General features: G+C 63.5%; 16 protein-coding genes. 11 read left to right on the forward strand and 5 right to left on the reverse strand.

The features are described from left to right. Nucleotides 1–67 precede the first annotated feature (67 nt). The 3 genes from dgcA to ACTJKT_RS19525 all read right to left on the reverse strand — a co-directional run bounded on the left by dgcA (nt 68) and on the right by ACTJKT_RS19525 (nt 3,816). Nucleotides 68–2,128 carry a dimethylglycine demethylation protein DgcA gene (gene dgcA / locus ACTJKT_RS19515; protein ID WP_097306665.1) on the reverse strand — a complete coding sequence of 687 codons (2,061 nt, stop codon included), beginning with the start codon at nt 2,126–2,128 and terminating at the stop codon, nt 68–70. 15 nt (nt 2,129–2,143) lie between these two features. Next, a complete protein-coding gene (locus ACTJKT_RS19520) occupies nt 2,144–2,674 on the reverse strand; it encodes a DUF5943 domain-containing protein (RefSeq protein WP_003228980.1) in 531 nt (176 codons plus the stop codon). A 164-nt stretch (nt 2,675–2,838) separates the two neighbouring features. Further along, complete coding sequence (locus ACTJKT_RS19525; RefSeq protein ID WP_007926352.1) at nt 2,839–3,816, reverse strand: dipeptidase; 978 nt, start codon at nt 3,814–3,816, stop codon at nt 2,839–2,841. Between the two features lie 227 nt (nt 3,817–4,043). Here ACTJKT_RS19525 and ACTJKT_RS19530 point away from each other — a divergent pair, with 227 nt between their 5' ends. From ACTJKT_RS19530 to ACTJKT_RS19545, 4 genes are all read left to right on the forward strand, one after another. After that, entirely contained in the window at nt 4,044–4,445 is a 402-nt protein-coding gene (locus ACTJKT_RS19530) for a lysozyme inhibitor LprI family protein (RefSeq protein ID WP_025807276.1), read from the forward strand. A 211-nt stretch (nt 4,446–4,656) separates the two neighbouring features. Continuing rightward, the gene (locus ACTJKT_RS19535) at nt 4,657–4,911 is read left to right on the forward strand and encodes a type II toxin-antitoxin system RelE family toxin (RefSeq protein WP_009051238.1); all 255 of its coding nucleotides are present in this window, start codon (nt 4,657–4,659) and stop codon (nt 4,909–4,911) included. Continuing rightward, nucleotides 4,850–5,218 (forward strand): helix-turn-helix domain-containing protein, encoded by a 369-nt coding sequence (locus ACTJKT_RS19540; protein WP_440788219.1) that lies wholly within the window; start codon nt 4,850–4,852, stop codon nt 5,216–5,218. The genes ACTJKT_RS19535 and ACTJKT_RS19540 overlap by 62 nt, the downstream gene beginning before the upstream one ends. A gap of 34 nt (nt 5,219–5,252) precedes the next feature. Then, on the forward strand, nt 5,253–5,669 hold the full coding sequence (locus ACTJKT_RS19545; protein ID WP_440788220.1) for a DUF3010 family protein: 417 nt from the start codon (nt 5,253–5,255) through the stop codon (nt 5,667–5,669). A gap of 108 nt (nt 5,670–5,777) precedes the next feature. Here ACTJKT_RS19545 and ACTJKT_RS19550 read toward each other — a convergent pair whose 3' ends face one another. After that, entirely contained in the window at nt 5,778–6,725 is a 948-nt protein-coding gene (locus tag ACTJKT_RS19550) for a GlxA family transcriptional regulator (protein WP_097306662.1), read from the reverse strand. Nucleotides 6,726–6,918: 193 nt separating this feature from the next. On the opposite strand from ACTJKT_RS19550, the gene choX reads away from it, so the two are divergent. From choX to aac(6'), 7 genes are all read left to right on the forward strand, one after another. Then, the gene (gene choX, locus ACTJKT_RS19555) at nt 6,919–7,863 is read left to right on the forward strand and encodes a choline ABC transporter substrate-binding protein (RefSeq protein WP_025807269.1); all 945 of its coding nucleotides are present in this window, start codon (nt 6,919–6,921) and stop codon (nt 7,861–7,863) included. Between the two features lie 72 nt (nt 7,864–7,935). Next, nucleotides 7,936–8,823, forward strand: coding sequence for a 3-keto-5-aminohexanoate cleavage protein (locus tag ACTJKT_RS19560; protein ID WP_440788221.1), 888 nt, complete (start codon nt 7,936–7,938; stop codon nt 8,821–8,823). A 147-nt stretch (nt 8,824–8,970) separates the two neighbouring features. After that, nucleotides 8,971–9,936, forward strand: coding sequence for an L-carnitine dehydrogenase (locus ACTJKT_RS19565; RefSeq protein ID WP_440788222.1), 966 nt, complete (start codon nt 8,971–8,973; stop codon nt 9,934–9,936). A gap of 126 nt (nt 9,937–10,062) precedes the next feature. Beyond that, on the forward strand, nt 10,063–10,539 hold the full coding sequence (locus tag ACTJKT_RS19570; RefSeq protein ID WP_038575184.1) for a thioesterase family protein: 477 nt from the start codon (nt 10,063–10,065) through the stop codon (nt 10,537–10,539). 24 nt (nt 10,540–10,563) lie between these two features. Next, nucleotides 10,564–11,727 carry a gamma-butyrobetaine dioxygenase gene (locus tag ACTJKT_RS19575; RefSeq protein WP_440788223.1) on the forward strand — a complete coding sequence of 388 codons (1,164 nt, stop codon included), beginning with the start codon at nt 10,564–10,566 and terminating at the stop codon, nt 11,725–11,727. 384 nt (nt 11,728–12,111) lie between these two features. Beyond that, complete coding sequence (locus ACTJKT_RS19580) at nt 12,112–12,372, forward strand: hypothetical protein (protein ID WP_007925996.1); 261 nt, start codon at nt 12,112–12,114, stop codon at nt 12,370–12,372. A gap of 61 nt (nt 12,373–12,433) precedes the next feature. Then, complete coding sequence (aac(6'), locus tag ACTJKT_RS19585) at nt 12,434–12,880, forward strand: aminoglycoside 6'-N-acetyltransferase (RefSeq protein WP_440788224.1); 447 nt, start codon at nt 12,434–12,436, stop codon at nt 12,878–12,880. Here the strand turns inward: aac(6') and ACTJKT_RS19590 are convergent, their stop codons facing one another. After that, nucleotides 12,881–13,975 (reverse strand): GlxA family transcriptional regulator, encoded by a 1,095-nt coding sequence (locus ACTJKT_RS19590; RefSeq protein ID WP_007925992.1) that lies wholly within the window; start codon nt 13,973–13,975, stop codon nt 12,881–12,883. Nucleotides 13,976–14,462: the final 487 nt, after the last annotated feature.

Raw genomic sequence — 14,462 nt, forward strand, 5'->3', positions numbered from 1 at the left:
CATCCATGGTGAATGTCAGTACGTCTTCGCGGGCAAGCCTCGCTCCTACAGGGTTATCCACAAGCGCTTAGAAATCCTTGCAGATCCGCAGGGCGTCATAGATGGCCGCGTGGGTGTTGCGCTGCGCCACGCAGTCACCGATGCGGAACAGCAGATAACCGTCGCCCGCCTGGCTCAACGAAGGCTGTGGCTTGATCGCGAACAGCGCTTCGACGTCGACCTGGCCCTTGTTGCGCGAACCTTCCTTGAGCGCGTAGTAGATCGCTTCGTCAGGCCGCACGCCGTTCTCCACCACCACCTGGTCGACCACCCGCTCCTCTTTGGCGCCGGTGTATTCGTTCTCCAGCACCGCCACCAGCTTGTCGCCTTCGCGGTAGACCTTTTCCAGCATCATGTCGCCGGTCATGATCACTTCTTTGGGGTACATGCTGCGGTAGTAGGTCGGGAACGACGTACCGCCGATGGCCACGCCCGGCTTGATGTCGTCGGTGACGATCTCGACCTGGCTGCCCTTGTCAGCGAGGAAGTCGGCCACCGACATGCCGGTGAACTCGCAGATGGTGTCGTAGACCAGCACGTTCTTGCCCGGCGCGACCTTGCCGTCGAGCACGTCCCAGCTGCTGACCACCAGCCCTTCGGCGGCGCCCCAGTGTTCGTTCTGCTCGAGGAACGGATGCCCGCCGACGGCCAGCACCACGATGTCCGGACGCAGGTCGAGGATGGTCTCGGCATCGGCCGCGGTGCCCAGGCGCAGGTCGACCTTCAGGCGTGCCAGCTCCAGCTGGTACCAGCGGGTGATGCCGGCGATCTGGTCGCGTTGCGGCGCTTTCGCGGCGGTGGTGATCTGCCCGCCGATGGCCTCTTTCTTCTCGAACAGGGTCACGTCGTGGCCCCGTTCGGCCGCCACCCGCGCCGATTCCATGCCGGCGGGGCCGGCGCCAACCACCACCACCTTGCGTTTCGGCCCGGTGGATTTTTCGATGATGTGCGGCACGCCCATGTATTCACGGGAGGTCGCGGCGTTCTGGATGCACAGTACGTCCAGGCCCTGGTACTGGCGGTCGATGCAGTAGTTGGCGCCCACGCACTGCTTGATCTGGTCAATCTGGCCCATCTTGATCTTGGCGATCAGGTGCGGGTCGGCAATGTGCGCGCGGGTCATGCCGACCATGTCGACATAGCCGCCTTCCAGGATGCGGGTAGCCTGGTTCGGGTCCTTGATGTTCTGCGCATGCAATACCGGAACCTTGACCACTTCCTTGATCCCGGCAGCCAGGTGCAGGAACGGCTCCGGTGGATAACTCATGTTCGGAATCACGTTGGCCAGGGTGTTGTGGGTGTCGCAACCCGAGCCCACGACGCCGATGAAATCGAGCATGCCGGTGTCGTCGTAATACTTGGCGATCTGCTTCATGTCCTCGTGGGACAAGCCGTCCGGGTGGAACTCGTCACCGCAGATGCGCATGCCCACGCAGAAATCGTCGCCGACTTCGGCGCGCACCGCCTTGAGCACTTCCAGGCCGAACTTCATCCGGCCTTCGAAAGTGCCGCCCCATTCGTCGGTCCGCTTGTTGACCCGCGGGCTCCAGAACTGGTCGATCATGTGCTGGTGCACGGCGGACAGCTCGACGCCATCCAGGCCACCGGCCTTGGCCCGGCGCGCGGCCTGGGCGTAGTTGCCGATCACCCGCCAGATCTCTTCCGGCTCGATGGTCTTGCAGGTGGCGCGGTGCACCGGTTCGCGGATGCCCGACGGCGACATCAGGGTCGGCCAGTTGAAACCGTCCCAACGCGAGCGGCGGCCCATGTGGGTAATCTGGATCATGATCTTGGCGCCATGCTTGTGCATGGCGTCGGCCAGGTTCTGGAAGTGCGGAATGATGCGGTCGGTGGACAGGTTCACCGAGCTCCACCATTCCTGTGGGCTGTCGATGGCCACCACGGACGAACCGCCACAGATCGCCAGGCCGATACCGCCCTTGGCTTTCTCTTCGTAATACTTCACGTAGCGGTCGGTGGTCATGCCGCCGTCGGTGGCGTAGACCTCGGCGTGCGCGGTGCTGAGCACCCGGTTGCGGATGGTCAGTTTGCCGATCTGGATCGGCTGGAACATCGCTTCGAAAGCCATTTTTCTTAACTCCGCTTACAACGGCTTGACGGTAAACAGGCCATCGTCGTGGCCTTCTTCGGAACCGCCGTAGACCTGTTCGGCAACGGTGCGGATCTTGCTGCCGCGGGCGGCCAGAATCTGATCCATGGCGCCAGCGAACCAGCCGGTGAACATGTAGTCGACCTTGCGCCCGACCTTGCCGTACACATAGACGAAGGCCGAGTGTTCGAGCTTGACGCTGGCGGTGCCCTTGTCGAGGTCGATGTCCTGGATCTTGAACAGGCCCCAGCCGCGCTGCGACAGGCGCTTCATGTAGTGCTCGAACACCGCGACGCCTTCCAGGCCGTGGCATTCGGCTTCTTTTTCGCACCAGTGCCAGGCGGATTTGTAGCCGGCCTTGTAGAGGATCTCGGCATAGGCCTCGGCGCCCAGCACTTCCTCGATGCCCATGTGGTTGTTGACGAAGAAGTGACGCGGTACGTACAGCATCGGCAGGGCGTCGGAGGTCCAGACACCGGTTTCGCTGTCGACTTCGATGGGCAGTTGCGGGGCGATCTTGGCCATGTTTCAAAACTCCGGAATTCTTTTGGATTGGTGCATTCGTAGCCGCTGCCGAAGGCTGCGATAAGGCTCGAAGAGCCTTCCGAGGGCCGCAAGCGCGCGTCTCCTTCGGAGCCGATCGCAGCCTTCGGCAGCGGCTACAGGTGTTGTGCAGTGGCGGGTCGGCGTTATTCGCCCCAGACGTCCTTGAGGACGTTGACCCAGTTCTCGCCCATGATCTTGCGCACCACACGCTCGGAGTGACCGCGCTTGAGCAGGGTCTCGGTGAGGTTGGGGAACTCGCCCACGGTGCGGATGCCCAGCGGGTTGATGATCTTGCCGAAGTTGGTCAGGCGACGGGCGTAGCCCTTGTCGTGGGTCAGGTATTCGAAGAAGTCCTGGCCATGGCCCTGGGTGAAGTCGGTGCCGATGCCGATGGCGTCTTCGCCGACGATGTTCATGGTGTATTCGATGGCTTCGGCGTAGTCGTCGATGGTCGAATCGATGCCCTTGGCCAGGAACGGCGCGAACATGGTCACGCCGACGAAACCGCCGTGGTCGGCGATGAACTTCAGTTCTTCATCGGACTTGTTGCGCGGGTGCTCCTTGAGGCCCGACGGCAGGCAGTGGGAGTAGCAGACCGGTTTCTTCGATTCGAGGATGACTTCCTCGCTGGTCTTGGAGCCGACGTGGGACAGGTCGCACATGACGCCGACGCGGTTCATCTCGGCGACGATCTCGCGACCGAAGCCCGACAGGCCGCCGTCGCGCTCGTAGCAGCCGGTGCCCACCAGGTTCTGGGTGTTGTAGCACATCTGCACGATACCCACGCCCAGCTGCTTGAACACCTCGACGTAGCCGATCTGGTCCTCGTAGGCGTGGGCATTCTGGAAGCCGAAAAGGATGCCGGTCTTGCCCAGTTCCTTGGCCTTGCGGATGTCGGCGGTGGTGCGCACCGGCATCACCAGGTCGCTGTTCTCGCGGATCAGCTTCTGGCTGGAGGCGATGTTGTTGACCGTGGCCTGGAAGCCCTCCCACACCGACACGGTGCAGTTGGCCGCGGTCAGGCCGCCCTTGCGCATGTCTTCGAACAGCTCACGGTTCCACTTGGCAATGATCAGCCCGTCGATAACGATGCTGTCGGCGTGCAATTCGGCTGGGCTCATCAGGCAGTCCCCTTATTGGCAATTCATGCGCCGAATCGTCTGCCGGCGCTTTGGGGTCAGCATATGCCTCGGTGCCCGGGCAGCCGGGTGCAAAAACGACAGGGGAATTGCCGAAAGCGTCAATCCGCGACAAAGGGTCTGCCGGGCGTCCCTTGCCCCATCTGTTCTTTGTCATGCGCATGGGCCAGAATCCGCCGCACTACTGGATTAGAGGGGGCTGCGACGCAATGAAATCGATCTTCCTGGCTTTGGCACTGCTGGCGACTGGCGCACAGGCGGCTGAAGAGGCCGACAACTCTCCGTGCGACAGCGTCGAACAGGACCAACAGACTCTGGAATGCGCCACCTTCAACAAAACCACCGCCGAGCAACTGCTGAGCGACAACCTGCAGGGCCTGCTCGAACGCCTGGGCACGCAATACGGCAGCGACAAGGCGCAGCTGGCCGACATCACCGCCAAGGTCCAGAACGCCCAACAGTTGTGGCAGAAACAGCGCGACGCCGACTGCGCCATCGACACCTTCCCCGCCAAACCCGGCAGCAAGGCCTACGGCATTGCCCAGGCCGATTGCCTGGCGCGCATGAGCGATGAACGGTCGGAGTTTCTTGAGTCGATCGGGCAGGAATAACGGAGACCGGTCGCAGGATTTCCTACGACCGGAATACCGCTATCGCGGGCAATCGAGCGTCGACCGGCCGCTCCTACAGAAGCATGCATGCCCTCTTCTCCTCTCATGGCTGTAACAAGCCATGAGCAATACCTGGACAAGGTTCTCGCCTTGGCCCGCAGGAAAATATAAGCAAAGATTGATTAATCTTATAAAAGGCTTATATTCGTTCATGAACAGCATCCTGTGGACCCGTAAGGCCGTCAAACAACTGCTGCGATTGCACAGCGCCCACCAGGTACAGATCCGCGATGCGGTGACCTTGCTCGGCGACATGCCCGACACCGGCAACGTCAAGGCGCTCAGCGGCCATACCTATGCCTACCGCCTGCGCGTGGGCAACTATCGAATCCTGTTCGACTGGGATGGCGCTATCAGAGTGGTCAGTATCCAAGAGGTCAAGAAACGTGACGAACGCACCTACTGACATCCAGATCATCAAGGGCGCGGACGGCCAACCGGCGTTCGTGGTCATTCCCTATGCGCAATACGTGGCGCAACAGCAGGAGCCGGACCTGATCCCCCATGACGTGGTCAGCCGCATGGTCGACGGCGCCACGCCAATCCGCGCCTGGCGCGAACACCTGCACCTGACCCAGGACGAAGTCGCCAGGCGCCTGGGTATTTCCCAGCCGGCCTTCGCCCAGCAGGAAAGCGTCGCCAAGCCCCGTCGCGCCACCCGCGAGAAGATCGCCGCGGCCTTTGGCATTCGCGCCGACCAGCTGGAACTGTAAGCTGCACGCCATTCACCGAGAAAAAGGTCTTTCCATGAGCATCTGCGGCATCGAAATCAAAGGCAGCGAAGCCATCTTCGCCATGGCCACCCTGCAAGACGGCACGGCGCAACACCTGGCCAACGCCTGCAAGAAAATCGCCCTGGACGACGATGACGAAGCCGCCAACGTCAAAGCCTTCGCCACTCAGGTCGCAGCCTTCATCCGCGACAACGGCATCAGCCGCATCGCCATCAAGAAACGCAGCAAAAAAGGCGAATTCGCCGGCGGCCCGACCACCTTCAAGATCGAAGGCGTGTTCCAGCTGCTGGACAACTGCGAGGTGACCCTGCTGTCGCCGCAGACCATCAATGCGCAGAACAAAAAGCACAACTTCGACCTGCCGGCGACGCTGAACAAGTATCAGCATGAGGCGTACAAGACCGCCTGCGCGGCGTTGCTGAAAAAATAAGCCTGCCTCTGTAGGTGTAGGAGCGAGGCTTGCCCGCGATGGCGGTTTGTCTGACGCTGCGCGTTGTTTGCATCGCGAGCAAGCTTCGCTCCTACAGAATCAGGTGGCTCAGGCCTTCAGGCTTTGGCGCCGGTCTTCCCGCGGGCACTGGGCAAAACGCGCGCGATAGCTACGGGTGAAATACGAGGGTGATTCGAAGCCGCAGGCGATGCTGACTTCCAGCACGCTCATGTCGGTCTGGCGCAGCAGTTGCCGGGCCTTTTCCAGGCGCAGCCCCAGGTAGAAATTGCTCGGGGTGTCGTTCAGGTGCAGGCGGAACAGGCGTTCGAGCTGACGCCGGGTGACCTTGATCGACTCCGCCAGTTGCAGGGTGCTCAGGGGCGGCTCGCTGTGCTGCTCCATCTCGCCGATCACCTGCACCAGCTTCTTGTTACGGATGCCGTAGCGGGTGGCGACCTCCATCCGTTGGTGGTCCTTGCGCGGGCGGATGCGCCCGAGCACGAACTGTTCGCTGACCTGGATCGCCAGCTCCGGGCCGTGGGCCTGGCCGATCAGGTCGAGCATCATGTCGATGGACGCGGTGCCGCCAGCCGAAGTGATGCGCCGCCGGTCGATCTCGAACAGCTCCTGGGTCACGCTGAGCTGGGGATAGGACTCCTTGAACGCCTCGATCGCTTCCCAGTGCAGGGTCACGCGGTGGCCTTCGAGCAGCCCGGCTTCGGCCAGGACCACGCTGCCGGTGTCGATGCCGCCCAGGGTCACGCCCTCCACATCCAGGCGGCGCAACCAGTGCACCAGCGCCGGGGTGACGAACTTCAGCGGCTCGAAGCCGGCCACCACCAGCAGGGTCGCGCCTTTCTTCAACGGCTCCAGCGCCGCATCGGCGTTGACCGACATGCCGTTGCTCGCCAATACCGCGCCGCCATCGGTGCTCAGCACATGCCAACGATACAGCTCGCCGCGAAAGCGATTGGCCACGCGCAGCGGCTCGATGGCCGAGATGAACCCGATGGCCGAGAAGCCCGGCATCAGCAAGAAATAGAAATCCTGGGACATGGAACGCACTCGGATGACGGGCAGCGTGGCCACTGTGATACGCCGTTTCCACGCCAGGTTCAAGACGAAGGTCGCTGCAGTGCAAGAGCCGGTCGCCGCTGTGCGTTTTCAGCGCTCGCCGGCTGCGTAACGTGGCATCACCGGCGCACATAGACGCCGGAACCGACAATAACGACCTGCCGAGGAAACCTTCATGAAACGACTGATCAGCAGCTGCGTCCTTGCACTCAGCGGTACCGTCTTTCTCAGCTCCGGCGCCATGGCCGCCGACGCCGCCAGCTGCCAGAACGTGCGCCTCGGCGTGGTCAACTGGACCGACGTGATCGCCACCAGCGCCATGGCCCAGGTGCTGCTCGACGGCCTCGGCTACAAGACCAAGCAGACCAGCGCCTCGCAGCAGATCATTTTCGCCGGCATCCGCGACCAGCGCCTGGACCTGTTCCTCGGCTACTGGAACCCGCTGATGACCCAGACCATCACCCCCTTCGTCGACGCCAAGCAGGTCAAGGTGCTGGCCGAGCCCAGCCTCAAGGACGCCCGCGCCACCCTCGCCGTGCCCACCTACCTGGCGGACAAGGGCCTGAAGACTTTCGCCGACATCGCCAAGTTCGAGAAAGAGCTGGGCGGCAAGATCTACGGCATCGAGCCCGGCTCGGGCGCCAATACCCAGATCAAGGCGATGATCACCAAGAACCAGTTCGGCCTGGGCAAATTCCAGCTGGTCGAATCCAGCGAGGCCGGCATGCTCGCGGCGGTAGATCGCGCGGTACGACGCAAGGAAGCCGTGGTGTTCTTCGGCTGGGCGCCGCACCCGATGAACGTCAACGTGCAGATGACCTACCTCACCGGCAGCGACGACGCCCTGGGCCCGAACGAAGGCATGGCCACGGTGTGGACCGTTACCGCGCCGACCTATGCCGAACAGTGCCCGAACGTCAGCCGGCTGCTGAGCAACCTGACCTTCAGCGCCGAGGACGAGAGCCGCATGATGCAGCCGCTGCTCGACCACAAGGACGCCCTGGAGTCGGCCAAGCAATGGCTGGCCGACCATCCGCAGGACAAGCAGCGCTGGCTCGAAGGGGTCACCACCTTCGACGGCAAGCCGGCCGCCGACAACCTGAAACTGACTAGCAAATAACCACCCCGGACTCCCTCTGCGCAGCGCCAAACGGCTGCGCAGTGACTCACCACGCCTGTAAGGAACCGCACCATGAACCACGACGTCATCATCACCTGCGCACTCACCGGTGCTGGCGACACGACCGCCAAGAGCCCCCACGTGCCGGTCACCCCGAAACAGATTGCCACCGCCGCGGTGGAAGCGGCCAAGGCCGGCGCCACCGTGGTCCATTGCCACGTGCGCAACCCGCAAACCGGCAAGTTCAGCCGTGACGTCGCGCTGTACCGGGAAGTGATGGAGCGTATCCGCGAGGCGGACGTCGACATCATCGTCAACCTCACCGCCGGCATGGGCGGCGACCTGGAGATCGGCGCCGGCGAAAACCCGATGGAGTTCGGCCCCAATACCGATCTGGTCGGCCCGTTGACCCGTCTGGCCCACGTCGAGGAGCTGCTGCCGGAAATCTGCACCCTGGACTGCGGCACCCTGAACTTCGGCGACGGCGACACCATTTACGTGTCCACCCCGGCGCAGCTGCGCGCCGGCGCCAAGCGCATTCAGGAGCTGGGGGTGAAGGCCGAGCTGGAAATCTTCGACACTGGCCACCTGTGGTTCGCCAAGCAGATGATCAAGGAAGGCCTGCTGGACGACCCGCTGTTCCAGCTGTGCCTGGGCATTCCCTGGGGCGCGCCGGCCGACACCACCACCATGAAGGCCATGGTCGACAACCTGCCGGCGGGCGCGGTCTGGGCCGGCTTCGGTATCGGCCGCATGCAGATGCCGATGGCTGCGCAGGCGGTGCTGCTGGGCGGCAACGTGCGAGTCGGCCTGGAGGACAACCTGTGGCTGGACAAGGGCGTACTGGCGACCAATGGCCAGCTGGTGGAACGCGCCAGCGAGATCCTCAGCCGCCTCGGCGCCCGCGTCCTGACCCCGGCCGAGGGCCGGGCCAAGATGGGCCTGAGCAAGCGCGGCTGATCCCTTCTTCTGTAGGAGCGAGCGGGCGGCGATCCGACTTGCCCGCGATGACGTCGGAACAGCCGACACATCAACGGTGATCCGACCATCGCTATCGCGGGCAAGCTCCGCTCCTACAGAGACCCACAACTCTTTCAGGAAATGACCATGAGCTTTATCACCGAGATCAAAACCTTCGCCGCCCTGGGCAGCGGTGTCATCGGCAGCGGCTGGGTAGCGCGCGCCCTCGCCCACGGCCTGGACGTGGTGGCCTGGGACCCGGCGCCCGGCGCCGAGGCGGCCCTGCGCAAGCGCGTGGCCAATGCCTGGGGCGCCCTGGAGAAACAGGGCCTGGCGCCAGGTGCCTCCCAGGATCGCCTGCGCTTTGTCGCGACCATCGAGGAGTGCGTGAAAGACGCCGACTTCATCCAGGAAAGCGCCCCGGAACGCCTGGAACTGAAGCTCGAGCTGCACGCCAAGATCAGCGCCGCGGCCAAGCCCAATGCGCTGATCGGCTCCAGCACCTCCGGCCTGCTGCCGAGCGAGTTCTACGAGAGTTCCACCCACCCGCAACGCTGCGTGGTCGGCCACCCGTTCAACCCGGTGTACCTGCTGCCGCTGGTGGAAGTGGTCGGCGGCAAGAACACCGCGCCAGAGGCCGTGCAAGCCGCGATCAAGGTCTATGAATCCCTCGGCATGCGCCCGCTGCATGTGCGCAAGGAAGTCCCGGGCTTTATCGCCGACCGCCTGCTGGAAGCCCTATGGCGCGAGGCCCTGCACCTGGTCAACGATGGCGTGGCCACCACCGGCGAAATCGACGACGCGATTCGCTTCGGCGCCGGCCTGCGCTGGTCGTTCATGGGCACCTTCCTGACCTACACCCTGGCCGGGGGCGACGCCGGCATGCGTCACTTCATGGCCCAGTTCGGTCCGGCCCTGCAGCTGCCGTGGACCTACCTGCCGGCCCCGGAACTGACCGACAAGCTGATCGACGACGTGGTCGAAGGCACCGCCGAGCAGCTCGGCACCCACAGCATTTCGGCGCTGGAGCGCTATCGTGATGACTGCCTGCTCGCCGTGCTCGAAGCGGTGAAAACCACCAAGGCCAAGCACGGCATGAGTTTCAGCGACTAACGCCCCCTGTAGCCGCTGCCGCAGGCTGCGATCGGCTCCGAAGGAGNCTCGGAAGGCTCTTCGAGCCTTATCGCAGCCTGCGGCAGCGGCTACAGGTTCAGCCCGCCCTTTTCGTGAGCCCATGACATGCCCGCACTCACCACCTACACCACCCGCATCAGCCCCGACTGGGTCGATTACAACGGCCACCTGCGGGACGCCTTCTACCTGCTGATTTTCAGCTACGCCACCGACGCCCTGATGGACCAGCTGGGCATGGACAGCAACCACCGCGAAGCCAGCGGCAACTCGCTGTTCACCCTGGAGCTGCACCTCAATTACCTGCATGAAGTGAAGCTCGACACCGAGGTCGAGGTGCGCACCCAGATCATCGGCCACGACCGCAAGCGCCTGCACCTGTACCACAGCCTGCACAAGGTCGGTGACGACCTGGAACTGGCCGGCAACGAGCAGATGCTGCTCCACGTCGACCTTGCCGGCCCGCGTTCGGCGCCGTTCAGCGAGCCGGTGCTGAACAGGCTGCGAGCCATAGCCGCCGAGCAGGCCGACCTCCCCGCCCCCGCCTGGATCGGCCGGGTGATTGCCTTGCCGCCGGAAAAATAACCACCCCATGAAAAGGACTGCACCGTGAATACCGCCACCGCTTTTGCCGACTTCCGCAGTTACCCGTTGATCAGCGCGTTGACCGCCGTACAAGCCCTGGCGGACCGTGTTCAGGTGCAGTGGGCCGACGGTCGTTCGAGCCCCTTTCATCATCAGTGGCTGCGCGACAACTGCCCCTGCTCGCAGTGCGTCTACAGCGTGACCCGCGAGCAGGTGCTGGAGATAGTCGACGTTGCCGACGACCTGGCCCCGGCGTCCAGCCGGATCGACGCCCAGGGCTGCCTGAGCATCGACTGGCAGGACGGCCACCTCAGCCGCTTCGACCCGGGCTGGCTGCGGGCCCACGCCTACGACGATGAAAGCCGCGCCGAGCGTCGCGCCCGGCGACCGCACAGCCAGCTGTGGGACAGCCGGCTGCAACTGCCGGTGTTCGAGTACCAGGCGCTGATGGAGGACCCGCAGGCGCTGTTGCACTGGCTGCTGGCGGTGCGCGATATCGGCCTGACGCAGGTCCGCGGCGTGCCCACCGAGCCGGGGTCGCTGGCCCAGGTTGCCAAGCGCATTTCCTTTATCCGCGAGAGCAATTTCGGCGTGCTGTTCAATGTGCAATCCAAGGCCGACGCCGACAGCAACGCCTACACCGCCTTCAACCTGCCGCTGCACACCGACTTGCCGACCCGCGAGTTGCAACCGGGTCTGCAGTTCCTGCATTGCCTGGTGAACGACGCCGAAGGCGGCGAGAGCATTTTTGTCGACGGCTTTGCCATCGCCGACGCCTTGCGCCGCGAAGACCCCGAGGCGTTTCGCGCGCTGTGCGAGATCCCCGTGGAGTTTCGCAACAAGGACCGCCACAGCGACTACCGCTGCCTGGCGCCAGTGATCGCCCTGAATGCAGTGGGCGAGGTCGCGGAGATCCGCATGGCCAACTTCCTGCGCGGGCCGTTCGAGGCCGCGGTGGACGACATGCCCCGGCTGTATCGCGCCTATCGACGCTTTATCGCCATGACCCGCGAGCCGCGCTTTCGCCTGATCCAGCGCCTCAACCCCGGCGAACTCTGGTGCTTCGACAACCGCCGCACCCTGCACGCGCGCAACGCCTTCGACCCCGCCAGCGGCGCGCGGCATTTCCAGGGGTGCTACATCGATCGCGACGAGTTGCTGTCGCGGATTCTGGTGTTGCAGCGTTAGACCGCGTCGCCCCCATCGCGGGCAAGCCTCGCTCCTACACGTCCGCGGCGTAACCCATTGCCGGATGCGACAACGAACCTGTAGGAGCGAGGCTTGCCCGCGAAAAATCTCCCAGGCACCACCTTTTTCCCAGACAAAAAAAGACCCCGATCAAGCCGTGACAGGATCGGGGCAGAGGAGGTTTTCTGAGGAGCCGACACGAGGGTGACCAAACCTTCGATGACCGAGCTGGGATCCAGTGTGCCCAGTCGCCCTCAAGCCAAGTTAGCCGAAAACGACCTGTTCATAGGCATCCCGGCCATTGCGACAATTCGCCCTTGCCGACTGTCCGGGCGACTACCAGAATCGACTCACGACCACGCTCCCTGAACAAGGATAAGAGTCATGATGCACGCGGATCTGATTGACCAGGACGACCTGCTCGGCCAACTGAGGGCCCTGGGTTTTGAAATGCCGGCCGGCGCCACCGCCGACCAGGCCTGCGAGTGTGCGGTGCGCGGCTTGAGCGATGCCCGGGCCAAGGCCCTCAAGGGCATGGTCGAGCAGATGCTCACCGGCAATGCGACCATCCTGCCGGCCGTGCGCCAGGCCATCGACAAACAACTGTTACCGGCCCTAGCCCAGTTCCAGAACAGCCGCGCCTGAGCCTTCGCCGGGAGCGGATCCCGGAGTAGAGTGCGGTGCTTGCAAGCCAAGGAACCGCCCCATGATTCGAATCGAACCCTGCCAGCCAGCCCATCAAGCGGGCTGGCTGTCATTGCGCCAGGCGCTGTGGCCCGATTGCCCGGCCGAGGAACACCTGGACGAAATCGCCAGCTTGCTGGACGACCCGCAGCGTTATATCAACCTGCTCGCTTATACCGCCGACGGCCAGCCAGTGGGACTGGCCGAAGCCTCGTTGCGCCGCGACTACGTGAACGGCACCGAGCATTCGCCGGTGGTGTTTCTGGAGGGTTTGTACGTCAGCGCCGAACAGCGGCGCCAGGGCATTGCCGAACAACTGATAGACGCCGTCGCCCAATGGGGACGGGATCAGGGTTGTGTGGAAATGGCTTCGGATACCGGCCTGGAAAACCTGTTGAGCCAGAGCGTGCACAAGGCGCTCGGTTTCGAGGAAACCGAGCGCGTCGTGTACTTCAGGAAAAGCCTGTGACTACAGCCTGACGCTAGCGAAGGTCGATTCGTTGCGCGCCTGACTCAGCGAGGACATCGGGCCGGCCAGCACCAGCGCCTGCGGAATCGGCATCATCGCCACCTGCTGGGCGGTGTTGGAACCCACGCGTTCGTCACGCGGCGGAATGCCGAAGTACTCGCGGTAGCACTTGGAGAAGTGCGGCGTGGAGACAAAACCGCAAACCGAGGCCACTTCGATGATCGACATCGGCGTCTGCTTGAGCAGTTGGCGGGCGCGGATCAACCGCAGCTTCAGGTAGTAGCGCGATGGCGAGCAGTGCAGGTATTTCTGGAACAGCCGCTCCAGCTGGCGCCGCGACACCGAGACATAGACCGCCAGTTCGTCGAGGTCGATCGGCTCTTCCAGGTTGGCTTCCATCAGCGCGACGATTTCCTGCAGCTTCGGCTGGTTGGTGCCAAGCATGTGCTTGAGCGGCACACGCTGGTGGTCCTGCTCATTGCGGATACGTTCGTAGACGAACATTTCCGAGATCGCCGCCGACAGCTCGCGGCCGTGATCGCGGCTGATCAGGTGCAGCATCATGTCCAGCGGCGCGGTGCCGCCGGAGCTGGTGAAGCGGTTGCGGTCGAGGGTGAACAAGCGGGTGCTCATGGCCACCCGTGGGAAGGCTTCCTGCATCGAGGCCAGGCATTCCCAGTGCACGCTGCAATCGAAACCGTCGAGCAGGCCGGCGCAGGCCAGGGCCCAGCTGCCGGTGCAGACCGCGCCGAGACGGCGGGACTGGCGCGCCTGGCTTTGCAGCCAGGACACATGTTCGCGAGTCACGGTGCGTTGAATGCCGATGCCGCCGCAGACGATCACGGTGTCCAGGGCGGGAGCTTTGTGCATGGAGGCGTCGGGAGTGATCTGCAGACCGTCGCTGGCCCAGACCTGGCCGCCGTCGACGCTGAGGGTGGTCCAGCGATACAGCTCGCGACCGGACAACTGGTTGGCCATACGCAGCGGTTCGACCGCGGAAGCCAGGGAAATCAGCGTGAAATTGTCCAGCAGCAGAAAGCCGATGGATTGAGGCGCACGGTTCTGGGGTTGAGCCCCGGAGTTGAACGACGTCATCGCGGTATCTCCTCACACAAAGCAGGTGATGGCCTCAGGCGGAGGCTCTTGTTATTGCCATCATTCTCACGCGGGAGACGGGCTTTGTAATGACAGAGCAATTGCCATGCCTAAAGTTGAATGGCCATTCAATAACTCCTGAAAACGACGTCGCGATGCGTCTATATAAGCCGCGCGCAATGTGCGGGTTATAAGTGCCGAATCGGTCGTGGGGAGCCCTGGCCCGGTGGCTGTGAGCAAATCGGTAGCACTTGTGGGAACGGCGAGAAACGTCCCGGGAAAAGAGTGTCACCGCAAGCACAGGTGGGCGCTCAGCCGAGGCAAGCGAAAAACCTGACCGATGAGCCCTTGGACTTACCTGTTTGCGACGCGCCAAAAGGTGGCGGGGGCGTCGCTGGGTGTTCAATTTATGCGCAGAACACGACTGCGGTTTGCCTTGAAAAGAGTGGTGAGTCTCCTGGCGCTATCGCGGGCAAGCCTCGCTCCT

It is taken from the genome of Pseudomonas sp. 22526, assembly GCF_052044735.1.
Classification (GTDB): domain Bacteria; phylum Pseudomonadota; class Gammaproteobacteria; order Pseudomonadales; family Pseudomonadaceae; genus Aquipseudomonas; species Aquipseudomonas piscium.

Excerpts from the sequence above, each read along its gene's own strand:
- ACTJKT_RS19565 (WP_440788222.1), top strand. The coding sequence starts at position 8,971 with ATGAGCTTTATCACCGAGATCAAAACCTTCGCCGCCCTGGGCAGCGGT.
- ACTJKT_RS19560 (WP_440788221.1), top strand. The coding sequence starts at position 7,936 with ATGAACCACGACGTCATCATCACCTGCGCACTCACCGGTGCTGGCGAC.
- ACTJKT_RS19545 (WP_440788220.1), top strand. The coding sequence starts at position 5,253 with ATGAGCATCTGCGGCATCGAAATCAAAGGCAGCGAAGCCATCTTCGCC.
- ACTJKT_RS19540 (WP_440788219.1), top strand. The coding sequence starts at position 4,850 with ATGGCGCTATCAGAGTGGTCAGTATCCAAGAGGTCAAGAAACGTGACG.
- ACTJKT_RS19590 (WP_007925992.1), bottom strand. The coding sequence starts at position 13,975 with ATGACGTCGTTCAACTCCGGGGCTCAACCCCAGAACCGTGCGCCTCAA.
- ACTJKT_RS19570 (WP_038575184.1), top strand. The coding sequence starts at position 10,063 with ATGCCCGCACTCACCACCTACACCACCCGCATCAGCCCCGACTGGGTC.
- choX (WP_025807269.1), top strand. The coding sequence starts at position 6,919 with ATGAAACGACTGATCAGCAGCTGCGTCCTTGCACTCAGCGGTACCGTC.
- ACTJKT_RS19520 (WP_003228980.1), bottom strand. The coding sequence starts at position 2,674 with ATGGCCAAGATCGCCCCGCAACTGCCCATCGAAGTCGACAGCGAAACC.
- ACTJKT_RS19550 (WP_097306662.1), bottom strand. The coding sequence starts at position 6,725 with ATGTCCCAGGATTTCTATTTCTTGCTGATGCCGGGCTTCTCGGCCATC.
- ACTJKT_RS19535 (WP_009051238.1), top strand. The coding sequence starts at position 4,657 with ATGAACAGCATCCTGTGGACCCGTAAGGCCGTCAAACAACTGCTGCGA.
- ACTJKT_RS19525 (WP_007926352.1), bottom strand. The coding sequence starts at position 3,816 with ATGAGCCCAGCCGAATTGCACGCCGACAGCATCGTTATCGACGGGCTG.
- ACTJKT_RS19530 (WP_025807276.1), top strand. The coding sequence starts at position 4,044 with ATGAAATCGATCTTCCTGGCTTTGGCACTGCTGGCGACTGGCGCACAG.
- dgcA (WP_097306665.1), bottom strand. The coding sequence starts at position 2,128 with ATGGCTTTCGAAGCGATGTTCCAGCCGATCCAGATCGGCAAACTGACC.
- ACTJKT_RS19580 (WP_007925996.1), top strand. The coding sequence starts at position 12,112 with ATGATGCACGCGGATCTGATTGACCAGGACGACCTGCTCGGCCAACTG.